This window comes from Paenibacillus sp. JJ-100 (assembly GCF_948329825.1).
Lineage (GTDB): Bacteria > Bacillota > Bacilli > Paenibacillales > Paenibacillaceae > Paenibacillus.
In genome coordinates, this window is the sequence record NZ_CAOJCM010000001.1 from 1,433,442 (window position 1) to 1,454,330 (window position 20,889).

Annotated in this window: 19 protein-coding genes; 15 read left to right on the top strand and 4 right to left on the bottom strand. The window is 42.2% G+C overall.

Features of this window, described 5'->3' with window-relative positions; translation table 11 throughout:
- Window positions 1-94: 94 nt before the first annotated feature.
- The 6 genes from PQG66_RS06505 (at window position 95) to PQG66_RS06530 (ending at window position 8,517) form a co-directional block, all read left to right on the top strand.
- Window positions 95-1,522 (top strand): MFS transporter, encoded by a 1,428-nt coding sequence (locus PQG66_RS06505; protein WP_272036311.1) that lies wholly within the window; start codon window positions 95-97, stop codon window positions 1,520-1,522.
- Window positions 1,523-1,639: 117 nt separating this feature from the next.
- The gene (locus PQG66_RS06510; protein WP_272036313.1) at window positions 1,640-2,872 is read left to right on the top strand and encodes a cytochrome P450 family protein; all 1,233 of its coding nucleotides are present in this window, start codon (window positions 1,640-1,642) and stop codon (window positions 2,870-2,872) included.
- A gap of 389 nt (window positions 2,873-3,261) precedes the next feature.
- A complete protein-coding gene (locus PQG66_RS06515) occupies window positions 3,262-4,020 on the top strand; it encodes an SDR family NAD(P)-dependent oxidoreductase (RefSeq protein ID WP_272036531.1) in 759 nt (252 codons plus the stop codon).
- Between the two features lie 191 nt (window positions 4,021-4,211).
- On the top strand, window positions 4,212-5,423 hold the full coding sequence (locus tag PQG66_RS06520; protein WP_272036316.1) for a sensor histidine kinase: 1,212 nt from the start codon (window positions 4,212-4,214) through the stop codon (window positions 5,421-5,423).
- Window positions 5,424-6,095: a response regulator gene (locus PQG66_RS06525; RefSeq protein WP_272036318.1), complete on the top strand. Its 672-nt coding sequence runs from the start codon at window positions 5,424-5,426 to the stop codon at window positions 6,093-6,095.
- Window positions 6,096-6,294: 199 nt separating this feature from the next.
- Window positions 6,295-8,517, top strand: a complete 2,223-nt coding sequence (locus PQG66_RS06530) for an MMPL family transporter (RefSeq protein ID WP_272036320.1) — start codon at window positions 6,295-6,297, stop codon at window positions 8,515-8,517.
- 115 nt (window positions 8,518-8,632) lie between these two features.
- Here the strand turns inward: PQG66_RS06530 and PQG66_RS06535 are convergent, their stop codons facing one another.
- Complete coding sequence (locus PQG66_RS06535; RefSeq protein WP_272036323.1) at window positions 8,633-9,313, bottom strand: TetR/AcrR family transcriptional regulator; 681 nt, start codon at window positions 9,311-9,313, stop codon at window positions 8,633-8,635.
- Between the two features lie 120 nt (window positions 9,314-9,433).
- On the opposite strand from PQG66_RS06535, the gene PQG66_RS06540 reads away from it, so the two are divergent.
- Window positions 9,434-10,780, top strand: coding sequence for a glycosyl hydrolase 53 family protein (locus PQG66_RS06540; RefSeq protein WP_272036325.1), 1,347 nt, complete (start codon window positions 9,434-9,436; stop codon window positions 10,778-10,780).
- A 293-nt stretch (window positions 10,781-11,073) separates the two neighbouring features.
- Window positions 11,074-12,057, top strand: coding sequence for a CgeB family protein (locus tag PQG66_RS06545; protein WP_272036327.1), 984 nt, complete (start codon window positions 11,074-11,076; stop codon window positions 12,055-12,057).
- On the opposite strand, the gene PQG66_RS06550 is transcribed toward PQG66_RS06545, so the two are convergent.
- Window positions 12,050-12,673: a polysaccharide deacetylase family protein gene (locus tag PQG66_RS06550; RefSeq protein WP_272036329.1), complete on the bottom strand. Its 624-nt coding sequence runs from the start codon at window positions 12,671-12,673 to the stop codon at window positions 12,050-12,052. The genes PQG66_RS06545 and PQG66_RS06550 overlap by 8 nt on opposite strands.
- Window positions 12,674-12,762: 89 nt before the next feature.
- On the opposite strand from PQG66_RS06550, the gene PQG66_RS06555 reads away from it, so the two are divergent.
- Genes PQG66_RS06555 through PQG66_RS06575 form a run of 5 tightly spaced genes read left to right on the top strand, consistent with a single transcriptional unit; the run spans window position 12,763 to window position 16,812 of the window.
- The gene (locus PQG66_RS06555) at window positions 12,763-13,743 is read left to right on the top strand and encodes a CgeB family protein (RefSeq protein ID WP_272036331.1); all 981 of its coding nucleotides are present in this window, start codon (window positions 12,763-12,765) and stop codon (window positions 13,741-13,743) included.
- Entirely contained in the window at window positions 13,740-14,402 is a 663-nt protein-coding gene (locus tag PQG66_RS06560; RefSeq protein WP_272036333.1) for a polysaccharide deacetylase family protein, read from the top strand. Before PQG66_RS06555 ends, PQG66_RS06560 begins: the two co-directional genes overlap by 4 nt.
- A 2-nt stretch (window positions 14,403-14,404) precedes the next feature.
- On the top strand, window positions 14,405-15,382 hold the full coding sequence (locus PQG66_RS06565; RefSeq protein WP_272036335.1) for a CgeB family protein: 978 nt from the start codon (window positions 14,405-14,407) through the stop codon (window positions 15,380-15,382).
- A gap of 31 nt (window positions 15,383-15,413) precedes the next feature.
- Complete coding sequence (locus tag PQG66_RS06570; RefSeq protein WP_272036337.1) at window positions 15,414-16,028, top strand: polysaccharide deacetylase family protein; 615 nt, start codon at window positions 15,414-15,416, stop codon at window positions 16,026-16,028.
- Between the two features lie 31 nt (window positions 16,029-16,059).
- The gene (locus tag PQG66_RS06575; protein ID WP_272036339.1) at window positions 16,060-16,812 is read left to right on the top strand and encodes a glycosyltransferase; all 753 of its coding nucleotides are present in this window, start codon (window positions 16,060-16,062) and stop codon (window positions 16,810-16,812) included.
- Here the strand turns inward: PQG66_RS06575 and PQG66_RS06580 are convergent.
- Window positions 16,791-17,294 carry a cell wall hydrolase gene (locus PQG66_RS06580; protein ID WP_272036341.1) on the bottom strand — a complete coding sequence of 168 codons (504 nt, stop codon included), beginning with the start codon at window positions 17,292-17,294 and terminating at the stop codon, window positions 16,791-16,793. The two genes, PQG66_RS06575 and PQG66_RS06580, sit on opposite strands and share 22 nt — an antisense overlap.
- Before the next feature lie 128 nt (window positions 17,295-17,422).
- Here PQG66_RS06580 and PQG66_RS06585 point away from each other — a divergent pair, with 128 nt between their 5' ends.
- Window positions 17,423-18,553 (top strand): UDP-N-acetylmuramoyl-tripeptide--D-alanyl-D-alanine ligase, encoded by a 1,131-nt coding sequence (locus PQG66_RS06585; protein WP_272036342.1) that lies wholly within the window; start codon window positions 17,423-17,425, stop codon window positions 18,551-18,553.
- A gap of 179 nt (window positions 18,554-18,732) precedes the next feature.
- Here the strand turns inward: PQG66_RS06585 and PQG66_RS06590 are convergent, their stop codons facing one another.
- Window positions 18,733-19,581, bottom strand: coding sequence for a LysR family transcriptional regulator (locus tag PQG66_RS06590; RefSeq protein WP_272036343.1), 849 nt, complete (start codon window positions 19,579-19,581; stop codon window positions 18,733-18,735).
- A gap of 173 nt (window positions 19,582-19,754) precedes the next feature.
- On the opposite strand from PQG66_RS06590, the gene PQG66_RS06595 reads away from it, so the two are divergent.
- Window positions 19,755-20,720, top strand: coding sequence for a DMT family transporter (locus PQG66_RS06595; RefSeq protein ID WP_272036345.1), 966 nt, complete (start codon window positions 19,755-19,757; stop codon window positions 20,718-20,720).
- Window positions 20,721-20,889: the final 169 nt, after the last annotated feature.

The following is a 20,889-nucleotide window of genomic DNA, read 5'->3' on the forward strand; positions in this document are numbered from 1 at the left end:
AAGATAATCAATCTACCATATTTATGAATTGATGAGGACTAAAATATTATTTGAAAGCGTTACCATTCAGTGCATGAATTAAGGGGGAACAGCAGTGAAAGTAGAGCGGGAAAACTATAATCCACCAGTTGTAAAGGGAGTTAAAAAGTCCAAAGCATTAGGTCTTGATGCCCAAGGAATCCAGAAAACAATGCGCCCTTACCATTACTTAGGTGACGGAGTAGCGCAAGTTGCCTTAAACTCCATTAGCGGACTGATCGGGATGTTAACTTATTTTTATACAGACAAGGTAGGTATTGCAGCTGCCACAGTAGGTACGATAATGCTCATCACCAAACTAATCAATGCAATAGCGGACTTGTTGATGGGTAGAATCGTTGATGCGACAAAATCCAAATATGGAAAAGCTAGACCTTGGATTCTATGGATGGCTCTACCCACAATGGCATCTATCATATTACTGTTCACAGTGCCGGCGGAGGCATCTTCAACTGTAAAAAGCATCTATGCTTTGTCTACAGTTGCCTTCGCTTCGGCCATTGTGTATACGGGAATTGCGATCCCTTTCGGAAGTTTGATGGCGATGCGTACCAGAAGTGTAGAAGAACGCGGTAAAATGGGCCTTACCCGCACAATCTTTGGATATATTATAGGGATGATTATCTCTATCGCATTAATTCCAATAACCAATATGCTTGGTGGGAGCCAAAAAGCATGGATTATCGTTGCAGTTGTATTGGGTATTCTATCTTTCATTTCCTTAATCCTGACCTTCTTAGCATCCAAAGAAAATAATATTGGCGTAAGTATTGTTGAAAGCGATAACATTCCTTTCTGGGAAAGCATCAAGCTCTTATTCCAGAACAAATACTGGGTCATCATGCTGTTTGCTCAGTTATTGATCAACATGTTGTATACACTTAACGGTTCAACAGGAATCTATTACACCAAGTATATCCTCGGAAATGAAGACCTGATCGGAATCATGGGGGCAGTTGGATTAGTTCCAGTTTTTTTGGGATTTGTTATGGTGGGACCCATGATCAAGAAGTTCGGACTTACTAGAACAGCACGGATAGGTATGATTCTTGGCATTGCTTCATCACTTATTCGTTGCTTCATGCCATATAACTTTATTGCAGCTTTAGTACTTGGCGGTATTGCTACACTGGCAACCATTCCAATGATGGCTGTGGGCGGAGTGTTGGTGAACAACACCGTGGAATACGGTGAATGGAAGACAGGTAAACGGTTAGTTGGGATGGTTAATAGTGCGAACAGCTTTGGCATTAAAATCGGTACGGGTCTGGCCGCCGCGATGATCGGCTGGATTCTTGCAATGGGCAGCTACGACGGAGCGTTAGTAACGCAGGCAGATTCAGCGATTACCAGTATTCTGATTCTGACAGTATATCTTCCTTTGGTGATATTCGTTCTTACGTATATCTGTTTGCGCAAGTACGACTTGGATGAGAAGTATCCTCAAATTGTTAAAGAGTTGGAAGAACGCTTGAATCCTTAGGATGATAGAGGTTATTGCGTATTACTGGAATTAAATGAACTTATTTGAAAATGAATTACTATATATATAGTTTTAATATTGTATTGATATTATTACTATCATTTAAGGAGTGATGTTATGTTTACTAATGAAAATCAAGGTCGTTCCAAGTCCAAAGTAGATTTCTTGGACCATTCTTTCATTCAGCAACCTTTCCCAGTCTACGAAAAACTTCGTACCGAAGAGCCTGTTCATCGATTACTACTGCCTAGTGGACATGTTGCCTGGATGGTTACCCGATATGAGGATGCTGTCAAAATTTTGCAGGATGGTCGCTTTGTAACCGGAGTTCTCGATGACAGTTACGATGCAATGGAGGAGACACTTCCTCCGCATAAGACGATTATTTCAAGGAATCTGATCAGTGTTGGCCCAGAAGATCATCGTCGACTGCGGCGCTTGATTCAGAAGGCCTTCACTCCCCGAATGATTGAGAGGTTGCGGGGGAGAATCGTGGAAATAAGTGATGAATTACTAGACAAGATTCAGGCAAGAAATACTCGGGAGTTTGATTTGATCGAGGACTATGCCTTCCCGCTGCCCATTATCGTTATTTGTGAAATGCTAGGTGTTCCGCTGAAGGATCAAGACAAATTCAGAACCTGGTCCAACACCATTATGGAGGGTGTCAGCAATCCGCAGATGAACCTGGAGAGCGATGAAGTGATGAAGGCTTTTGTGAATTACTTACAAGAACTGATCTCGGAGCGGCGCAACCATATTCAACAGGACCTCATCAGCGATCTCATCAGCATAGAGGAAGAAGGCGACAAACTAACAGAGCAGGAGTTATATGCACTTGTGTTCGTACTCATAATTGCAGGACATGAAACCACAGTGAATCTGATTGGGAACGGCATGCTGGCTTTGCTGGAACATCCACAGCAAAAGCAACTACTTATGGATCATCCGGATCTGATTCAAGCGGCTGTCGAGGAAGTGCTACGATTTAATGGGCCAGCTGAAATAAGCAATGTACGCTGGACTACAGAAAATGTTGATTTTCAAGGAAAACACATTCGCCAAGGAGATATGGTGCTTGTTGCTTTATCGTCAGCGAATCGGGATTCCAGTCAATATGAAGAACCCGATACGTTTGACATTACTCGCAAAGTCAATGACCACATTGCTTTTGGTAAAGGGGTTCATTATTGTCTTGGCGCTCCACTTGCGAGACTTGAAGGCGAGATTGCGATCAACGCTTTACTGCACCGGTTGCCGGAGATTCGCTTGAATACGGATGCGGAACTGCTGGAGTGGAGGCCAGGCATGATCATCCGGGGACTCAAAGCTTTTCCGGTCGCATACTAATTTCTACTTGTGCGATTGATTTTCTGTCATTTAAATGCTTAGAACAATGCCCAGATGGATGATACAGATAGAAATAATAGAAATGACCCAAAATTTTTTAATATATTGGAGAGATGAACCTAATGAGCTTTGATGAGAATACCCGAATTGGTGAATTATTGAACAACGCAGAATCGTTTGCTGTACTGGAAAAGCATTTGCCGGAATTCGTGAAGGAACCAACGTTCAAGATGGCCACTAATTTTACGTTGGATCAACTAGCTGCATTGCCTCAAGTAGATATTCCTTTGCCTACACTTCAGATTGTGAAGCAGGAACTGGCAGCCATTGAGTTTGAAGCAACAGTACAGAAGCAAGACTTTGGTGCACCGACAGGAAATAAAGAAGGTATTTCTCTGGAAGGTAAAGTGATCGTTGTTACGGGAGCTGGCAGTGGAATTGGAAGAGCCAGCGCGGTGATTATGGGATCACGCGGAGCGAAGCTTGTATTGGTTGATTACAATGAGCAGACAGGGGAAGAAACGTTAGCACTGGTTCGCGAAAATGGCGGAGAGGCTACTTTTATACAGGCTGACGTATCCAAAGAAAGCGATGTTCAAAACTATATTCAAAAAGCAGTAGAGGCCTATGGAAAAATTGACGTGGCATTCAACAATGCGGGCATACTCCAGAAATTCCAACGCTTTCAGGATATCTCCGAGGAAGAATATACACGGATCATGGATGTGAATGTAAAAGGGATCTTTTTAGGCATGAAATATGCCTTGCAGCTTATGGATAAGCAGGGATACGGACATGTCATCAATACTGCGTCCACTACGGCTATTCGTGCCGAACACAGTCTGGCTGCATACACCGCAAGCAAGCATGCCGTTGCAGGTTTGACCAAAGCGGCGGCCATTGAATATGTACGAAAGGGTATTCGTGTCAATGCCATCTGTCCAGGGGGTGTAGCTACAACATTGACGGCTGCGGTTCCGCAATCGCTGCAGGAGAGCGGCTACGTTCCTGAAGAGTTTCCGAATATGCGGATCGGACGTTATGCAGAACCTGATGAACTCGCCCAGATCGTTACGTTTCTTGCATCTGATTATTCAAGTTACATGACAGGGTCGATCATCATGGCAGATGGTGGCATCACACTCTAATCATTCACTATAGGAACTGTCTGGAGAGAGTACCCTTTGGAAAGTTTCGCATAATTCTTCAAAGTTATCGTCCATAAGTCTAACTTGTGGACGATTTTCATTACAAAAAGGGATGTACGAAAGGGCATGTACGATCGTACATCTTTTTGGTCGTGATTTGGACTATAATGACTTATACAAGAGGTGATTCCATGAAAATAGTACGGAAGAAGACCAAGCTGTCCGGATTAAATGAAGAAACGGAACCGATTGCGTCTTCACGTATTCCGATAATGATTTGGCTTTGGCTTGTTGCCACGGCTACTTTGATCTTACAAACCATGTCAACCCCTATATTAGTACCCAGTATTTTCTTTGTAGCTGCAATGTTAACTCATACCATGGTGTACTGGGAAGTAAACAAAATTATACAACGATCCAAATTGCTCTATATCCTTCTTCAAGCAGGGTTAATTTACGGAAGTGCAATGTTAATGCCAGATGGAATGCCTGCTGTGTTGATCGGTTTAATTCCGGTGTTGATAGGACAGACCTTTGCCATTTACTATGAAACGACAAAAATAGTGCTAGTTGCGTTTGTATTATATTTATTATTCTGCACGGTAACCCTGTTTACACGATCTGGTACGGATGTTGCCTTGTTAATTCTATTACTTTTAATGATGATCGTTGTAGTGGTATCCTATGCGGTGCTTTTCTATCGTCAGGTCAATGCCCGTGTTAGAACATTAACGTTTCTGCATGAGCTGGAGAAGGCTCATCAAAAAGTAGAGGAATTAACACTAACAAGTGAGAGACAACGTATGGCAAGAGATCTGCATGATACATTAGCTCAAGGACTCGCCGGCATTATAATGCAGCTAGAGGCCATCGATGAGCACATGAATCGAGGAAGCTTTCCTCGCGCGCACGAGATTATTCGCAGTTCAATGGGCCAAGCACGCAAAACATTGGCTGATGCACGCAAAGCCATTGATGATCTTCGAACCAAGGCAACACCGGCTATTACCTTCGGAGAGGCAGTCCAGGAACAAATTCAACGTTTCCAACAGGCGACCGGAATCGAGATCATTTTGGAGGGGAATGCTCCTAGTCTCATATCCAAAGTAGGAATGGAGCACGTATTGCACATTTTAAGTGAATCGCTTATGAACATAGCCAGGCATGCCCAGGCAACGAGCGTAACCATTCACATGGCTATAGAGAAAGAAGATTTCCATCTTATAATACGAGATAACGGAAAGGGCTTTAGTGTAGACCGAATCGGAAAACAATCCGGACACTATGGCTTGATCGGGATGAATGAACGTGCCAGATTGATAGGTGGCAACATTGAAATTGAAAGCGGAAAACAAGGAACGACTATTTTGTTCCGCGTTCCACTTGAAAAAGGAGAAGTCTGAATGAAATATAACATACTCATCGTAGATGATCATTGGGTGGTGCGTGAAGGACTTAAATTAATATTGGAGACCAGTGACAACTATCTAATTGTCGGAGAGGCTGAGGAAGGAAAAGAAGCTATACGAATTATGTTAGACAAACAGCCTGATGTCATTCTCCTGGACTTAAATATGCCGGGGGGACTCAGTGGCTTGGATACCTTGAAACGTATGAACGAACAACACATTCGTATACCTGTCATTATTCTTACGACATACAACGAAGATGACTTGATGATCGAGGGACTTTCCCTTGGAGCCAAAGGGTACTTGCTCAAGGATACCAGCCGAGAACAATTATTTCGAACATTGGATTCTGCCATTCGTGGAGAAACACTACTTCAACCTGAAATAACGTCAAGAATCTTTGCGTTTCATGCGATGTCTGCTCAAGAGCCTAAAACACAGCCACAACTATTAATTGACAAGGAGTCACCCCTAATTAGTGAGAGAGAGTTACTCGTTTTACAAGCAGTGGCTCGTGGTTTACGTAGCAGAGATATTGCTTTTGATATGGGTATTGCCGAGAGAACAGTAAAAGCATACCTTACCAACATTTACAACAAACTTGGAGTGAATTCGCGATCAGAAGCTGTTGCAGTAGCTGTCGAGAAGGGGATCTTACACTTGTAACTTGTTAAGGCATCCTTTCTAATCCCGAGATAAAAAATGGTAGGCCCGTTATGACATATTGCTTCTATGCCCCATCGTACATGAAAGGCTTGCCCTTTCGTACGATTTTTTTTTGCTTTTATTTCGTTAATATGGCTGTACAGAGCATCCTTAGGTAGCTCTAGGATTCTTGTGGAAGTGAAAGGGGAAGAAATAAGCTATGGCAAAATGGTTATATCGTCTCGGGGTTTGGTCAACGAGAAAACGAAAAATGGTAATTACAATGGGGCTAGCACTTCTTATCGTGCTTGCATCTTTCGGACTTGGTATGGGTACTTCGTTTACCGGTGAGATGACTATACCGGGAACGAAGTCGGATCAGGCAGCGAAAGTACTAAACTCAGAGTTTCCATCATCAGATGACGGTGGACAGATTAGGCTCATTTTCAGAGCGGAAGATGAACCATTGACTTCCGTAGTAAACAAAAATTACATCCGGCAAGCCCTGAAAGATATAAAAACGGATTTGTCAGTCAAATTTGTAGCTAGCCCATTTGAGGCAATGACTCTAAGCGCGGATAAAAAGATCGGTTATGCGGACATTACGTATTCTAAACCCGCTAGTGAAGTGGATGAGAGCTCGAAGGAGCATGTGTTGAACATTGCAGAGTGGCTTGGTAAGGAAGGGATTCAAACAGAGATAGGAGGCAGCGTTGCTTTTTCTGAAATAGAAGTTGGGGGCATATCCGAAGTCATTGGTATCCTTATTGCCTTCATGATTCTAGCGTTCACGTTCACTTCGTTTCTAGCAGCAGGACTTCCCATTCTAACAGCGGTCATAGGACTCGGAATTGGACTGATGACTGTAATTATTGGTTCTAATTTCGTATCAATGTCATCATTTTCTATTACGTTAGCAGTCATGCTTGCTTTAGCAGTCGGTATTGATTATGCACTATTTATCATGTCACGGTACCGTCAGCAATTGGCAGAAGGATTTGACAGAGAAACAGCCATCGCTCAGGCTAATGCAACAGCAGGAGGCTCGGTTGTATTTGCAGGACTGACTGTAATTATCGCACTAGTGGGTTTATCGGTCGTACAAATCCCCTTCATTACAATGATGGGACTAGCGGCTGCTATTAGTGTATTTGTAGCTGTTCTCATTGCAATCATTCTCGTACCAGCCATACTAGCTGCAGCAGGGGACCGCATAAGTCCGTCTCGCGAAAATCGTTGGCTGAGAAAATGGTCTGGGAGTAAAAAGGAGAAAACAAACGAAAACGCATGGAGTCGAGTTGCCACTAGAAAGCCTTGGCTTACTACCATTCTATGTATTGCCGTCTTAATCATGTGTACCTTGCCTTTTCTGCATATGCAGTTGGGCTTGCCGGACAATGGCCTGAAATCGACTGAAACGACTGAGCGTCGTGGATATGATCTAATGGCTGAAGGATTCGGTGAGGGGTTCAATGGTCCACTCGTTGTTGTAGCTAAAGCCAATAATAGTGAGGACCCACAATCAGCAATCGCCCAAGCGGCCGCTTACATCAACGATCTACCGAATGTCTCTAGTGTAACACCCGCTATACCGAGTCCATCGGGAGATGCAGCCATCATTACAGTGTTACCTAAGACAGGCCCGCACGACATTCGAACGACTGAACTGGTGAAGACTATACGCGAAAAAGCCGATCAACAAAACAATAAACAGGTCGACATTATGGTTACCGGTGGGACTGCGGTTAACATTGATATTTCGGAGAAATTGCAACAGGCATTACCTAAGTTCGCTTTATTGATTGTTGGTCTGGCCTTTGTACTACTCATGCTCGTTTTCCGATCTCTGCTTGTACCGATTAAGGCTGTACTTGGTTTTCTGTTTACACTAGGTTCAACACTCGGTTTTATTGTCTTGGTCATTCAAGATGGTTATCTGGCAAGTATGTTCGGTATACCTGAACCTGGTCCGGTACTTAGTTTTCTTCCCATTCTCGTCACGGGAATTCTCTTTGGACTTGCCATGGACTACGAGGTGTTCCTTGTCAGCCGAATGCGTGAAGATTTCACGCATACTGGAGATGCACGACAATCGGTAAAAAGCGGGATAAACCATAGTGGGCCAGTCGTTACTGCTGCGGGCTTGATTATGATTGCCGTGTTTGCCAGCTTTATTTTTGCCGAAGATACCATTATCAAATCCATGGGATTAGCCCTGGCATTTGGCATACTTGTCGATGCCTTCATCGTGCGTATGACACTTGTGCCAGCTGTAATGACCATTCTTGGAAAAAGCGCTTGGTATATCCCTGCATGGCTTGATCGCTTGTTACCTAACATCGATGTAGAAGGCGAATCAGTTATGAGAGGAGACCATAAAGCCGCCATTGGTCTTGATCGAACTATCACTAGAGAGACGATCTCTGCTGAAAAACATGGCTAAGTTACGACTACTCACCAGATGTAAAAAGGCAGAGAATGAGGGGGGCTGCCCAAAACTGCAGCGCCTTCTCCGTCGGATGTCATGAATCAGTTTACAGCGTTCATACGAAATGAAGTCATGGTTTCAAAGACTCTAGAAAAAGAGATTTAAGTAAGTTGAATTGCTCGGATGGGTCTACACGAGTATTGAATGCATCGATACCTTCTAGCATGGACATTTTCTTGGAAAATGTTCCGTATACATTCATCATCGTAAGTAGAATGTTGACGGAATTTGAACTGGCACGTACAGAACGATCCTGTTCTCCTAACGCCGCCAATTCGGTAAATAATTCAATGATTTTGTTATATTCCGTTTGATACAATTCCAAATGCTCTACAGGTTCTTTGGAAAGCGCCACGTAACATTCAAAGGCTTCAATCAACTTGGAGTTCTGTTGGTGCTCAGCTTGCTGAAAGAAAATCAGGGTGTCGAATATTACGTTTAATTTCTCGTAACATGTTCCATCTCCACGTACAATCTTTTCAAAGATAACCACTTCGGACTGAACAATATGTGAAGCAACGGCAACAATCAAATGCTCTTTCTTGGGAAAATAGCGGAATACTGTAGCTACGCCAAGGCTTGCAGCCTTGGCAATTTCCTGCATGGTAGCCTTTTCGAATCCTTGCTGTGTGAAAATAGAAGTGGCAGCTTGAATGATGCTTAAACGGCGTTTCTCTCGCAGCTCGCTTCGCTCATTCTCCTGACGTTGTCGGGGTTGAATAGGGATAACCTCCTTGTCTCTGTAACTCAAGTTATGCTAACAATTGCAATTCTATTTGTCAACGAAGCGAGGTATTAAACGATTTTGTTCTCAGACAACTCTAGTAAGATCACTAGCCAAGATAAGCTATAAAGGGAGACTTCATTAATAATGAACAAATTAAAATATGTATTACAACGTATGAAAACAAGAACAAAGATCATGATCTCTGTACTTTTCATACTTCTAATCGTAGCTTGCGTTATTGTAAGAAATTTGTCAGTGTATGTTGAAGATGAAAATTACGTACCTGCTGTTAGTACTGAGAACTTTCGCGTAGCGCTTTCGGTGAGTCCATTTTCAGGGGATGCATTTCAGAAAGGTTACACCTACACTGCCGGAGATCTTACTGCGAATAACAGAGAGGATTTAGAAAGAATGTACATTTCGTCAGGTGCTACGGAAATGTACGCACGAATTGCAACAAAAAGATATCCTACTGAAGATAACATGGTTAACGGTGAAGAAGATTCAAATGCTAATTACCATACCTTAGAGCAAGGATTAGAGTTGGCCCGAATGGCAGCCGAATTGAATATACCGTTGAACCCTGAAATTATGCTTGCTTATACTTATATGGATATGGACCGGCAACAAGCTCCTAATTTCGAACAATATCCCGAGATCTACGCCTTGCAAAAAGAGAAACCATGGGAAGAATTAACATTGGAAGAAATGAACGTTGTTCTGGAGGCATACGGTAAGTTTGTCGCTACAGAAATTTTGAAAACGGGTGCTACAGTAGAGAACTGGAACATTGGCAATGAAGCTAACTATGGTTTCGCAGGAGTAAGCCTCGGGTTGAAAACCGCAGTAAACGAAAAGCTAGAGAAAGTTCCGGAATTTATGAGACATGTCTATTCTGTCATGGGTACCAAGTGGCTCAAGAACAATATATGGAAGTACAATGCAGTACAGATGGCTTCAGTAGCTAAAGGAATTAAAAGTGCATATGAGGATTTGGGACTTGATTCAAGTAATGTTAAGTTTTCAACGCATATCGCAACCGTAGTGACAACGGTGCATACAGCAGTCACTTATTTTAAGACGTTAAAGGAAAATGGATTTCCTGTTGATACTGCTGGAATTAGTTTTTATCCTAGCGCCCCAGGCGTGTACATCGATAAAATGGTTATGTATAAAAAAATCGTTACTGCCATAAACAAGCAGGTGGGTATTCCAGTATTTATTGCCGAGTTTTCTTATCCATCAGGTGAGGTGCAAGGTGCGTACGCTGGATGGTCAAATACCGCTAAGGGCTACCCACATAATGAAGAGGGACAAGCTGCTATCTATCATGATGTAATCGAGTGGGGAAAAACACACGGTCTTATAGGCATCCGGTATTGGGCTCCTGATTACAGTGGGTGGGGAAGTATGTCCATGTTTGATTACTCGGAGAATAATGCCAAAGCTAAAAAAATCTTAATGGATGCTATTTCCAAAGAGACAAATTAAAATACCATACTAATCAGGTTAATTTCGTTCGTATACGAATCATTATAAAAAAAGTCGCTTCTAGCGGCTTTTTTTGTTATGGCTTTAGCCAGTTGAGTGCGTGAAACGCGCGAAACAAATAACCATCCTCTATGCGGGTGGAGGGCCTAAGCATGCTTCAATGAGTCAAACATGTAAAAAGATAGCAAGTTACTCAAAACACGGCCAGACTGGGTTGAAGCCCAAGCAACTGCCCCAGAGATGAATAAGATGTGACAACTATATAAAAATGTGCTCATGGTTAGGAGACAAACATGTTAATATATCGCATCTTGTTTTTAGAGACACATCCCATGTGGATTTATGGATTGCCCAAAGGATTTGAAAAATTAGGACATAAGGTGAAAATTTGTGCTACAGATCAACATGCTGCCCGAACCATTCGTCGATTTAAACCTGATCTGATCTTTGTCATGGGTTGGACGCCTTCCAATAGTACACCTGAGAAACAACGACTTATTGCCCAATTGGTCCAACATTCTAAGGTTCCTCTCATATATTGGTCAACAGAAGATCCGGGTTACACAGACGTATTCTCACTACCTCTCATCCGTAGAACGCGTCCCGCTTTTGTATTTTCCATTCATCGTACAACCGTACAACGATTCAAAAAACAAGCCATTCCTGCTGCTCATTTGGATTTTGGAAGTGATCCGGATACACATCGTAGATTGAAACGGATGAAAAAATATAAAGGGAACGCGGCTCTAGTTGCGAACGGATACTCAAAATTGTATAGAGAGAAGCCAAAACATTACCGGTTCAAGTCTGTACGGCGACTTGTCAATCCGTTTTTGGAAAAAGGGTTAAAGGTGGATATCTACGGACGGGATTGGAGCAAGATGAAGAAGCTGTTCAAAACAAGTGTTCCCGTTAAACAGATTCATGGATATCTACCGTATAAGGAAGCGGTAAAAGTATACAATTCCGTTGATTTTGTAATTGGTCCTCAGAATGCGGAAGATCGTCTCACCCAAAGAACATATGAAATTCTTGCTTCTGGAGGATTGCTTATAACAGATGACACGCCAGAGGTACGCAGATGGTTCCGTCCAGGCAAGGACCTGCTCGTTTCTTCATCTGAACGTGAGACGAGGAATCTGATTGCAAAATATTTGCGCTCTCCCCAGAAACGGGAGCAGATCAAACGCAATGCAGTAAAGGCAGCAGCTCAACATTCCTACAAGAAGAGAGCAGCTTACATTCTCCGGATCTTGACGAGAAAAGGTATTATTTAGTACGCATACGCAGTAGTTCAGACACAGTGACGAACACATATCCCTGACGCCGAAGCTTGCGAATGATGAATGGTAAAGCACGAGCGGTCTGACGAGCCGAATCGCTTGCGTGTAGCAGCAGAATATCACCCGGTTTTACACCAGTAGTCGAATTACGAATAATGGTACGTACTCCTGGATTCGTCCAATCCATAGAATCTTTGCTCCAGTGAATGGTTGAATATCCAAGGGAGCCGAGTAATTGAATTACACGTTCGTTCATATCGCCATTAGGTGTACGAATGAGCTTACATTTAACTCCCGTAGCTTTTCGGATGGTGTTTTCTGCAGCTTTGACTTCCCGGGTGATCCAACGGTTACTATGTTCAGTGTAATTTTGATGAAGACGTCCATGCGAGCCAATTTCATAGCCTTGGTTTTTAATTTTGCGTGCTAACATCGGGCGTTCCGCTACCCAGGTACTGGACAGAAAAAAGGTCGCTTTCTTCACTCGACTGGCTGATAGAGCATCGAGGACAGGGGTCGGCATTTTACCTCCCCAACCAATATCAAAAGTCAAAGCTATACATTTTTTGTGAGTACTCACGCGGTATACCGCTTCGAATTGTGGATTCATCGTATGCCCCCTTCTCAAACCATATATATGTCAATCGGATTGAATTGATTATGCACTTGTCATTGTGATTACAGGACGGTGATATCGAAATGAGAATTTTATTTTTAGAGAGAGGCAAGTTGTGGTCATATGGACTGCCTGACGGGTTACGAGATCTTGGACACCAAGTTCGAGCGTCGGGACCGGTTCGAGAGCAATCACTCCGTCGACAATTACGCTCTTATAAGCCGGATATGTTGGTGTCCGTCGGATGGGGACCTGATCATAGCCGGAAGCAACAACGGTTAGTGAGAAAGCTGGCAACAGAGTATCGTATTCCACTCATTTATTGGTCAACGGAGGATCCGAATTTTACTGATGTGTTCACGCTGCCTCTTCTTAAACGTATGAAGCCTGACTATACATTCACCATTTCTGAAAAAACGGCTAACAGATTTAGAAAGTTAGGATATGCTGCAGCCTATCTGGATTACGCCTATCATCCTCGGGTGCATTATCGAACCCGTGTGAAAAAGAAATATAAGACAGATATTGCGTTAGTAGCCAATGCCTATCCTGATGTTCTCAAGAAATATCCAAAACTTTATCGGAATCAATCCCTACGTATTCTTGTGCGTCCATTGCTGAAGAACGGTTATCGCATTCATTTTTACGGACGCAACTGGTCGCGGATGAAGTCCATACTAGGTTTCTCTATTCCTCCAGAGTGGATCAAAGGGCATATTACCTATAAAAAAGCCAATCAAGTATTCAGTTCGGCGAAAATCATGATTGGGTTACAAAACTACACCGACATGCTAACTCAGCGAACGTATGAAACCTTGGGCTCATCTGGCTTTTTCCTAACTTGTGATACACCTGCAGTCAGAGGCATGTTAAAGCCGGGAAGAGATGTGGCTGTAAGTTCAACTCCACAGGAGACGTTGAGAAAAGTTCGGTATTATTTGAAACATGAGGGTGAAAGAGAGAAGATCAGACGTAATGGACGGTCAGCGATTGCTCGTCATAATTATACTGCCCGTGCCAGGTTCATGTTGTCGACTCTGAGGAAGAAGGGAGTGATAAGGTGATCACCACCGGTCCAACAAATAGAAGACACGGTAAAATTGCATATCTTACATTTGATGATGGTCCATCCAAGTACACAAATCAAATACTAGACATTTTGAAGAAGCACAACATCCAAGCCACATTTTTTGTAGTGGGTAACCCAACCCCTTATGGTTTGAGAATGTACAGAAAACTGAAGAGATTAGGCCACGGGATAGGAAATCACACGTACTCACATCATTTTGAACGCATCTACCGCAGCTCAACCGATTTTTTTAATGATTTTTACAGATTGGAACGATTTATACAACGTGTTATTGGGGTACGTACACGCTTGTTTCGTTTTCCGGGTGGTTCGAATACTCAGCTTGGGTACAACATTGGTGGACGTAGAACTATGGAATCCATTAAAAGGAAACTTGGTGCTAGAGGCTATCGATACTGTGATTGGACAATTGATTCCCAAGATTCTTTATTACCTCGGCCTACTCCCAGAGAAATTACTGCCAAAGTGCTGCGTGAGAGTAAATATCAGCAACATTGCATTATATTGTGCCACGATTTCTCTGAACGCAGTTTGTTGGCATTACCCGCAATTATTCTTGGACTGAAGAAGCAAGGGTATCGATTCGAAAAGCTTTCTACACGTTCTTATAACTATCAAATAAAGGAGGGATAGTTATGAAAGTATTATTCCTTGAAAATCATCCCATGTGGATTCACGGTCTACCCAATGGATTTCGGGATGCAGGTCATACAGTTAAAATCTCCGGTTCTCTTACCAAAAACAAGCTCTCAAAATTGCTTAAGGATTTTAAGCCTGATTTAGTCATAAGCATGGGCTGGACACCCGAGCACGCTGTTTATAAACAGAAATGGATGAGACGTTTTATTGGGGATACGCATATTCCTCACGTGTACTGGGCAACAGAGGACCCCACTCATCATGAATCATTCTCTCTTCCCTATGTTCGTGTAGTCAAACCCGATTTTGTCTTTACCATCTGTCGATCCATGGTAAAAACATATAAACGTATGGGCATACAAGCAGCGCATATGGACTTTGGATATCATCGTAAAGTGCATCGCAGAGGACGTATCGTTCCTCATTTAAAAAGTAACATTGCCGTGGTAGCCAATGGTTATTCCCGGATTCTCAAACTGTATCCGAAGCATTATCGCATTAAATCAATACATCATTTAATTCGTCCTTTGATAAAGGACGGTACTAGAATTGATTTTTGGGGACGGCAGTGGGAAGAGATGAAGCCTGTTTTGGGTGTGAAAATTCCCCGTAGTTGGATACACGGTTATTTGGATTATCCCGATGCACGTAAAGTATATAGTTCGGCTAAGATTGTCATCGGACCACAGAATCAACTGACTCAGGTGACTCAGCGAACTTATGAAATTTTGGGTTCAGGAGGGTTCCTCATCACCAGCAATACACCGGAGATACGTCGATTGTTCAAACCTGGCCGTGATCTAGTTGTTTCCGCTTCTGCTGAGCAGACACGAAAACTTGTCCGGTACTATCTCAAGCATCCTAAAGCAAGAGAAGCCATACGCAGACAAGGTCAACGTACCGTTCGGAAACATAATTATAAGTCACGTGCTCAATACATGATCCGGCAATTGAAGAAACATAAAATCCTATAAATATGTTCATTAGGAAAGAGAGGATGCCTGCGTGACGAAGACGATACAGGTTCTAAGCCGGATTCCAACAAATCAAAAGATCGTTGCTTTAACCTTTGATATTGCTAACGGTCACGATGTACCCCAGCGGATGTTGTCCCTTTTGCGGAAGCTTGAGGTCAACAAGGCGACTTTTTTTATAACAGGAATCTGGGCCAAAGAGCATCCTCGTATCGCTAAACGTCTTAGGCAAAGGGGATACGAGATTGCATCGCATGGATATCGGCATCAGGACTACAGGAAACATAATAATACATGGATAGAGAATGAAGTGAAATTGGCGCAGAAGGCGATAATGCGATCGACGGGGGTATGGCCCCGTTTGTTCCGTACGCCTGGCGGTGATATGAATCAACGCGTCATCCACAAACTTCATTCGATGAATCAGACCATTGTGCACTGGGACGTAGATTCGCTGGATTGGAAGCTAACCCGGATTAATACCATTGTGAATCGGGTTGTTCCCTATACTCGTCCAGGTTCCATCATTTTGTTGCATGCGAATGATCCTTGGGATCAAAGTCTGCAGGCTGTATCTATGATCGTTGGCAAACTAAGGCGTAAAGGATACCGATTTGTAACGGTGTCTGAACTGTTGCGTCAGTAGCAAACTTTGTGAAATTCAGGAGCCGATTTCAATGAAGATAACCCAAAAGGAAAAGCATGCAAGGCAATTTCAATCGGAACATGTGACTGTTATTGCCTGCACAAACCGTCCGGAGCATTTTGACCGATTGCTTGCGAACTTCAAACGGCAGAAATATCTTGCCAAAGAATTGCTAATTATACTGAACAACGACTCAATGAAGTTAAAACAATACATGGAAAAAAGCAAAAATAAAGGAGACATCCGGCTGTATCAAATTCCTGAAAAAAAATCATTGGGCCATTGTCTCAACTATGCGGTGACCCGGGCTACACATAAAGTTATCGCCAGATTTGATGATGACGATTATTACTCGCCCTATTATCTGAACACTATGATGTATGCGCTGAACCAATCCAAAGCGGACATTGTGGGGAAAAGGGCTTGTCTTGTATACCTTGAATCCAGTTCTAAACTCATATTGCGTCATCCTAAGGATCAGAACTGTCATGTGGATCAAGTCGCCGGAGCAACATTGATGTGCCGAAAAAAGGTGTTTAGTAAAGTTCGGTTCCAACCGGTGTCGCTTGGAGAAAGTGTAGGATTCCTGATCCGCTGCAGGCGGAAAGGTTACAAGGTATACGCAACGGATTGTTTACATTATGTGATTCGACGTCGTGCCAACAAATCAAGCCACACATGGAAAATCAGTGACCGCAAGTTACGTGCCCAGAGTATTGAGTATAAGGGAAGTGGTGCGAATTACAGAAGCTACGCTTTAGCTCAATTTTGCGCGAATACATGACGCCCGATTCGCAATTTGATTCGGAGTCTTTTCACCCAGGTGGAGGTGGATTTATCAGGATTAAAGAAAAAAAGGGATCCACCTGTGGGATCGTTTCCCTTCATTGCTTCTCTTGCAGCTCGATAGGCCCGTCGATTGGGTTTTAGCCAGAACTGCCCATTGCTGACTACGGTAAATGCAAGAGGTTCGGTAATGACTTTTACGAGGGTATTTGGGAATTGAGGAGACTTTAACCGGTTCAACACGACAGCACCTACGGCTACCATACCTCGGTAGGGCTCTCCTCTGGATTCACTGTAAATCGTTCTAGCTAATAGATTCAGTGAAGTATTTCCTGATGTAAGTTCTTTCAGACGAGGTATAGTCCGATGATGCAGCTTTATTTCTGCACTTATTTTGAAATCATTCTGAAATCTAATCAAATTTTCATGTAGTGATTTTTTTTTGTATCCCAACAACAGCAATCGTTCTTTAAGCGACATCAGTTTCCCTCCCTATGATTACAGACAAGTACGTATAGTAATATTGGAATCTCGTATAAATAATCTATGAAAGTGAGATGGAGTGTGAACCTCTGTATACCCAGTGTTAGTCCAAAGGAGGGAAGAACATGCGCAGGCCTATTGTCGCGATTACAGGCAGTTCGGGCAAAACCACGACAAAAGAGATGATCGCGTCCATTTTGCAAACACGCTGGAGAACATTCAAGTCCATAGAAAATGGGAACGATACCTGGTTTACTTCTCAATATAAAAAGCAAATTAAATCTTTCCATAAATCTGTTGTTCTAGAGTATGGGATGAGAAAGAAGGGGGATATCAAGCGCCATTGTGAGCTGATTCAACCGAAAATTGGAGTCATAACTAATGTGGGTCGCGCTCATATCGGCCATTTTCAAAATGGATTGATTGGGATTGCCGCGGCCAAATCAGAGCTTATTGCTGGAATGAACAGCAAGGGAGTATTATTTCTCAACAAAGATGACCCTCATTCCAAACGGCTGAACCTCACATCATTCCAAGGCAAAATTAAAACAATAGGTATACGAAATAGGGCGGATTACAGTGCGCAGCACATTCGATATAGCTCTACAGGTATGACCTTTAATGTTCGGTTGGACAATGAAGTGCATACTTTCCATATTCCCTGTTTTGGAAAATGTAATGTATATAATGCGTTGTTTGCCATAGGCGTTTCACATTATCTTGGTTGTACGGTTGCAGATATAAGAAGTGGTTTCCGTAAAATGAAAAAGCCATATGGTCGACTGAGCGTCACAAAGAATCGATCTAAAATAGTCGTAATCAATGATAGCTTTAATACCAAGCCCGAGCTTGATTCTGCGCTTGATGTTTTAAATCATGTAGGCTTAGCCAAAGGAAGAAAAATCGCGGTTCTGGGGGATATACAGGACCTAGGTAAACATGCTAAAACGATTCATTTGGCTCAAGGCCGAAAGTTGGGGAAAAAGAAGTTAGACTTATTATATACGTATGGTCACCACTCCAAATATCTAGGTATCGGAGCGCTTCAATCTGGGATGGCTTCCTATCAGGTGAAGCATTTTACCAACATTGCTGAATTAAAAAGAACGCTAGCCATGCAAAGAAAAGCCGGAGATACGTTTTTGCTGAAAGGTTCAACGAATGGCCATCCTGTCAAATTGATGCATCTAGCTGAATGGCTTATCTGCTGTCAGAGCATCTCGAATCGATCCATAAAAAAGAGCGACGACCATTAGGTGGTTTGTCGCTTTTGTTTTATTTCGCCTCTACTCATATCAAGTTACATTGACCCGGGAATCTACATTCTTGTAGACAAGGCTAGCGGTAATAACTTAATCGAACAGAATATCCGTTATTGAAGCAAATCATGCAGTTGAAGCTGCTATTTTTAGCGGCATTTATATATTGATATCAATTAACCGATTTGCAATTCTTCAACAAATGAACGGAGGGTATTGGTTAATAATGATTCTTTTCTACGTATAAAAACAGTCGTTACCTCATTATAAGGTTTAGGTATGCTAAAACCATGGACCACTTTTTCATTGATAAGTCGTTGAACAGATGATTGAGGAACAATGGTGATGCCGATTCCAGCCGTAATGCTTCCAATAATGGTTTCAAACGAACCGAATTGCATAATTTGCCTTGGAATGAGTCCTTCGTCCTTTAACCAGCGTTCCAGTCTTTCTCGGTAACCGCATCCTTTATTGAACAATAATAGCGGTTTTTTTGTGATGTCTTCCAAAGAAAAATGGTCACTTTTGGATACAAGAATTAGTTCCTCGCGAAATACCTCATGACAATCAATTAAAGGGTGCTTTACAGGACCAGTAACAAATGCTCCGTCTAGCTTCATGCTGATCACATCCTCCAGCAATTGCTCGGTCACACTAACCGTCAGCGACAAATCTACATTGGGATGTTTTTCAAGATAGGATGACAAAATAGCAGGTAAGCTCATGACTGTCTCTACAATACCGATATTAAGGATTCCCGAAGGAGCTTCTCCCCCTTGAAAAACACGCTCGATCTCTTCCAATTTCCCTAAAATTTCTTCCACATAACTAATTAGTCTTTTTCCTTCTGCGTTTAGAGTCATCCCACGCTTATGCCGATAGAATAATTCTGTATTAAGTTCTTTTTCAAGTCGTTTAATTCTAGCGGTTACATTGGACTGAACATAACTTAATTCAGCTGCAGCTTGGCTAACACTGCCTAAATCAGCAACACGTTTGAAAATTTTCAAGTCATTGAGCTCCATATTATCTTCCCCCATGTACACTTGCGAGTCATATGTCATACAGTAATTTCTGAATAAATATCATTATAAATGATATTAAAGATGATTTTCAATCATTTTACTGCCAATTATTAATCCCTTATGATTAATAATGTGACATTTATCATACATAATTAATATTGGAGATGAAGAAATTGTCAAGAAAGCACGTTTTATTAGGTTCGGCACTGTGCCTAACCGCTAGCGTTTCATGGGGAGCTATGTTTCCAGTTGCGCATATCGCACTACAACACATGGACCCCTTTTATTTTTCAATGATTCGATACTTTATTGTAACTGTGATTCTCATCTGTCTCCTGTGGCTGAAAGAGGGAAAGTCCGCTTTTCGTCTAGAAGGAAAAGGAGGGAAACTCCTATTTTACGGAACTATGGCTTTCACCGTATATAATTTTTTGGTCTTTTGGGGCCAGCATTTACTAGGAGAATCGGGCACAATCACTGCTTCTATTATGGAGGTCCTTATGCCCTTAATTTCAATCGTCATCATTTGGTACAAAACTAAAAACAAACCTACGAGAGCTACGATGACCACCATATACATTGCTTTAATCGGAGCCCTACTTGTTATTACGAATGGTAGCCTATCCTTCTTTACAATGGTTACGCAAAATCTAGTTCCTGTGCTCCTCATTTTCTTCGGGGTCGTAGGATGGGTCATTTATTCATTAGGAGGAAGTGAATTTAAAGAGTGGTCAACACTCAGATACTCGACATTGACATGCATGTTGGGAACAGCTGTCTCTGTGATTATCGTTTTGTTCTTATCTATATTCGATCTCATTCAAATTCCAGACTGGAATACAATGGTTTCTGTTAAATATGAGATGGCTTTCATGGCAATTATGCCAGGGCTAGTAGCCTTACTCAGCTGGAATGCTGGTCTTAGGATCTTAACTCCTGTGAACGGAATCTTGTTTATCAGCTTGGTGCCTATAACAACGTTTATAATTATGGCTTTCCAAGGTTATTCAATAAGTTTGTACGAATTTTATGGGGCACTACTCGTAATTTTCGCCTTAATTCAGAACAACATCAATCAACGTAAAAATGCAAATTCAAGCATGCAAGTGGAGTTAAAGACAACTCAGGATAGTTTATAGAAATATCACTAGTAAGGTGAATAATAAGAACAGGGCACAGAATCTACATTCTGTGCCCTGTTTCGTATTCGAACACAGCCGGCAGTGGATGATCACCATAATCAAAACTGCCTTTATTTGTTGTAACTATAGCATAATTATATATAAACCTATACTATTTGTGGTAAAT

Coding starts and splice junctions, on each gene's coding strand:
- PQG66_RS06510 (WP_272036313.1), top strand. CDS start 1,640: ATGTTTACTAATGAAAATCAAGGTCGTTCCAAGTCCAAAGTAGATTTC.
- PQG66_RS06520 (WP_272036316.1), top strand. CDS start 4,212: ATGAAAATAGTACGGAAGAAGACCAAGCTGTCCGGATTAAATGAAGAA.
- PQG66_RS06525 (WP_272036318.1), top strand. CDS start 5,424: ATGAAATATAACATACTCATCGTAGATGATCATTGGGTGGTGCGTGAA.
- PQG66_RS06530 (WP_272036320.1), top strand. CDS start 6,295: ATGGCAAAATGGTTATATCGTCTCGGGGTTTGGTCAACGAGAAAACGA.
- PQG66_RS06540 (WP_272036325.1), top strand. CDS start 9,434: ATGAACAAATTAAAATATGTATTACAACGTATGAAAACAAGAACAAAG.
- PQG66_RS06545 (WP_272036327.1), top strand. CDS start 11,074: ATGTTAATATATCGCATCTTGTTTTTAGAGACACATCCCATGTGGATT.
- PQG66_RS06550 (WP_272036329.1), bottom strand. CDS start 12,673: ATGAATCCACAATTCGAAGCGGTATACCGCGTGAGTACTCACAAAAAA.
- PQG66_RS06555 (WP_272036331.1), top strand. CDS start 12,763: ATGAGAATTTTATTTTTAGAGAGAGGCAAGTTGTGGTCATATGGACTG.
- PQG66_RS06565 (WP_272036335.1), top strand. CDS start 14,405: ATGAAAGTATTATTCCTTGAAAATCATCCCATGTGGATTCACGGTCTA.
- PQG66_RS06575 (WP_272036339.1), top strand. CDS start 16,060: ATGAAGATAACCCAAAAGGAAAAGCATGCAAGGCAATTTCAATCGGAA.
- PQG66_RS06580 (WP_272036341.1), bottom strand. CDS start 17,294: ATGTCGCTTAAAGAACGATTGCTGTTGTTGGGATACAAAAAAAAATCA.
- PQG66_RS06585 (WP_272036342.1), top strand. CDS start 17,423: ATGCGCAGGCCTATTGTCGCGATTACAGGCAGTTCGGGCAAAACCACG.
- PQG66_RS06590 (WP_272036343.1), bottom strand. CDS start 19,581: ATGGAGCTCAATGACTTGAAAATTTTCAAACGTGTTGCTGATTTAGGC.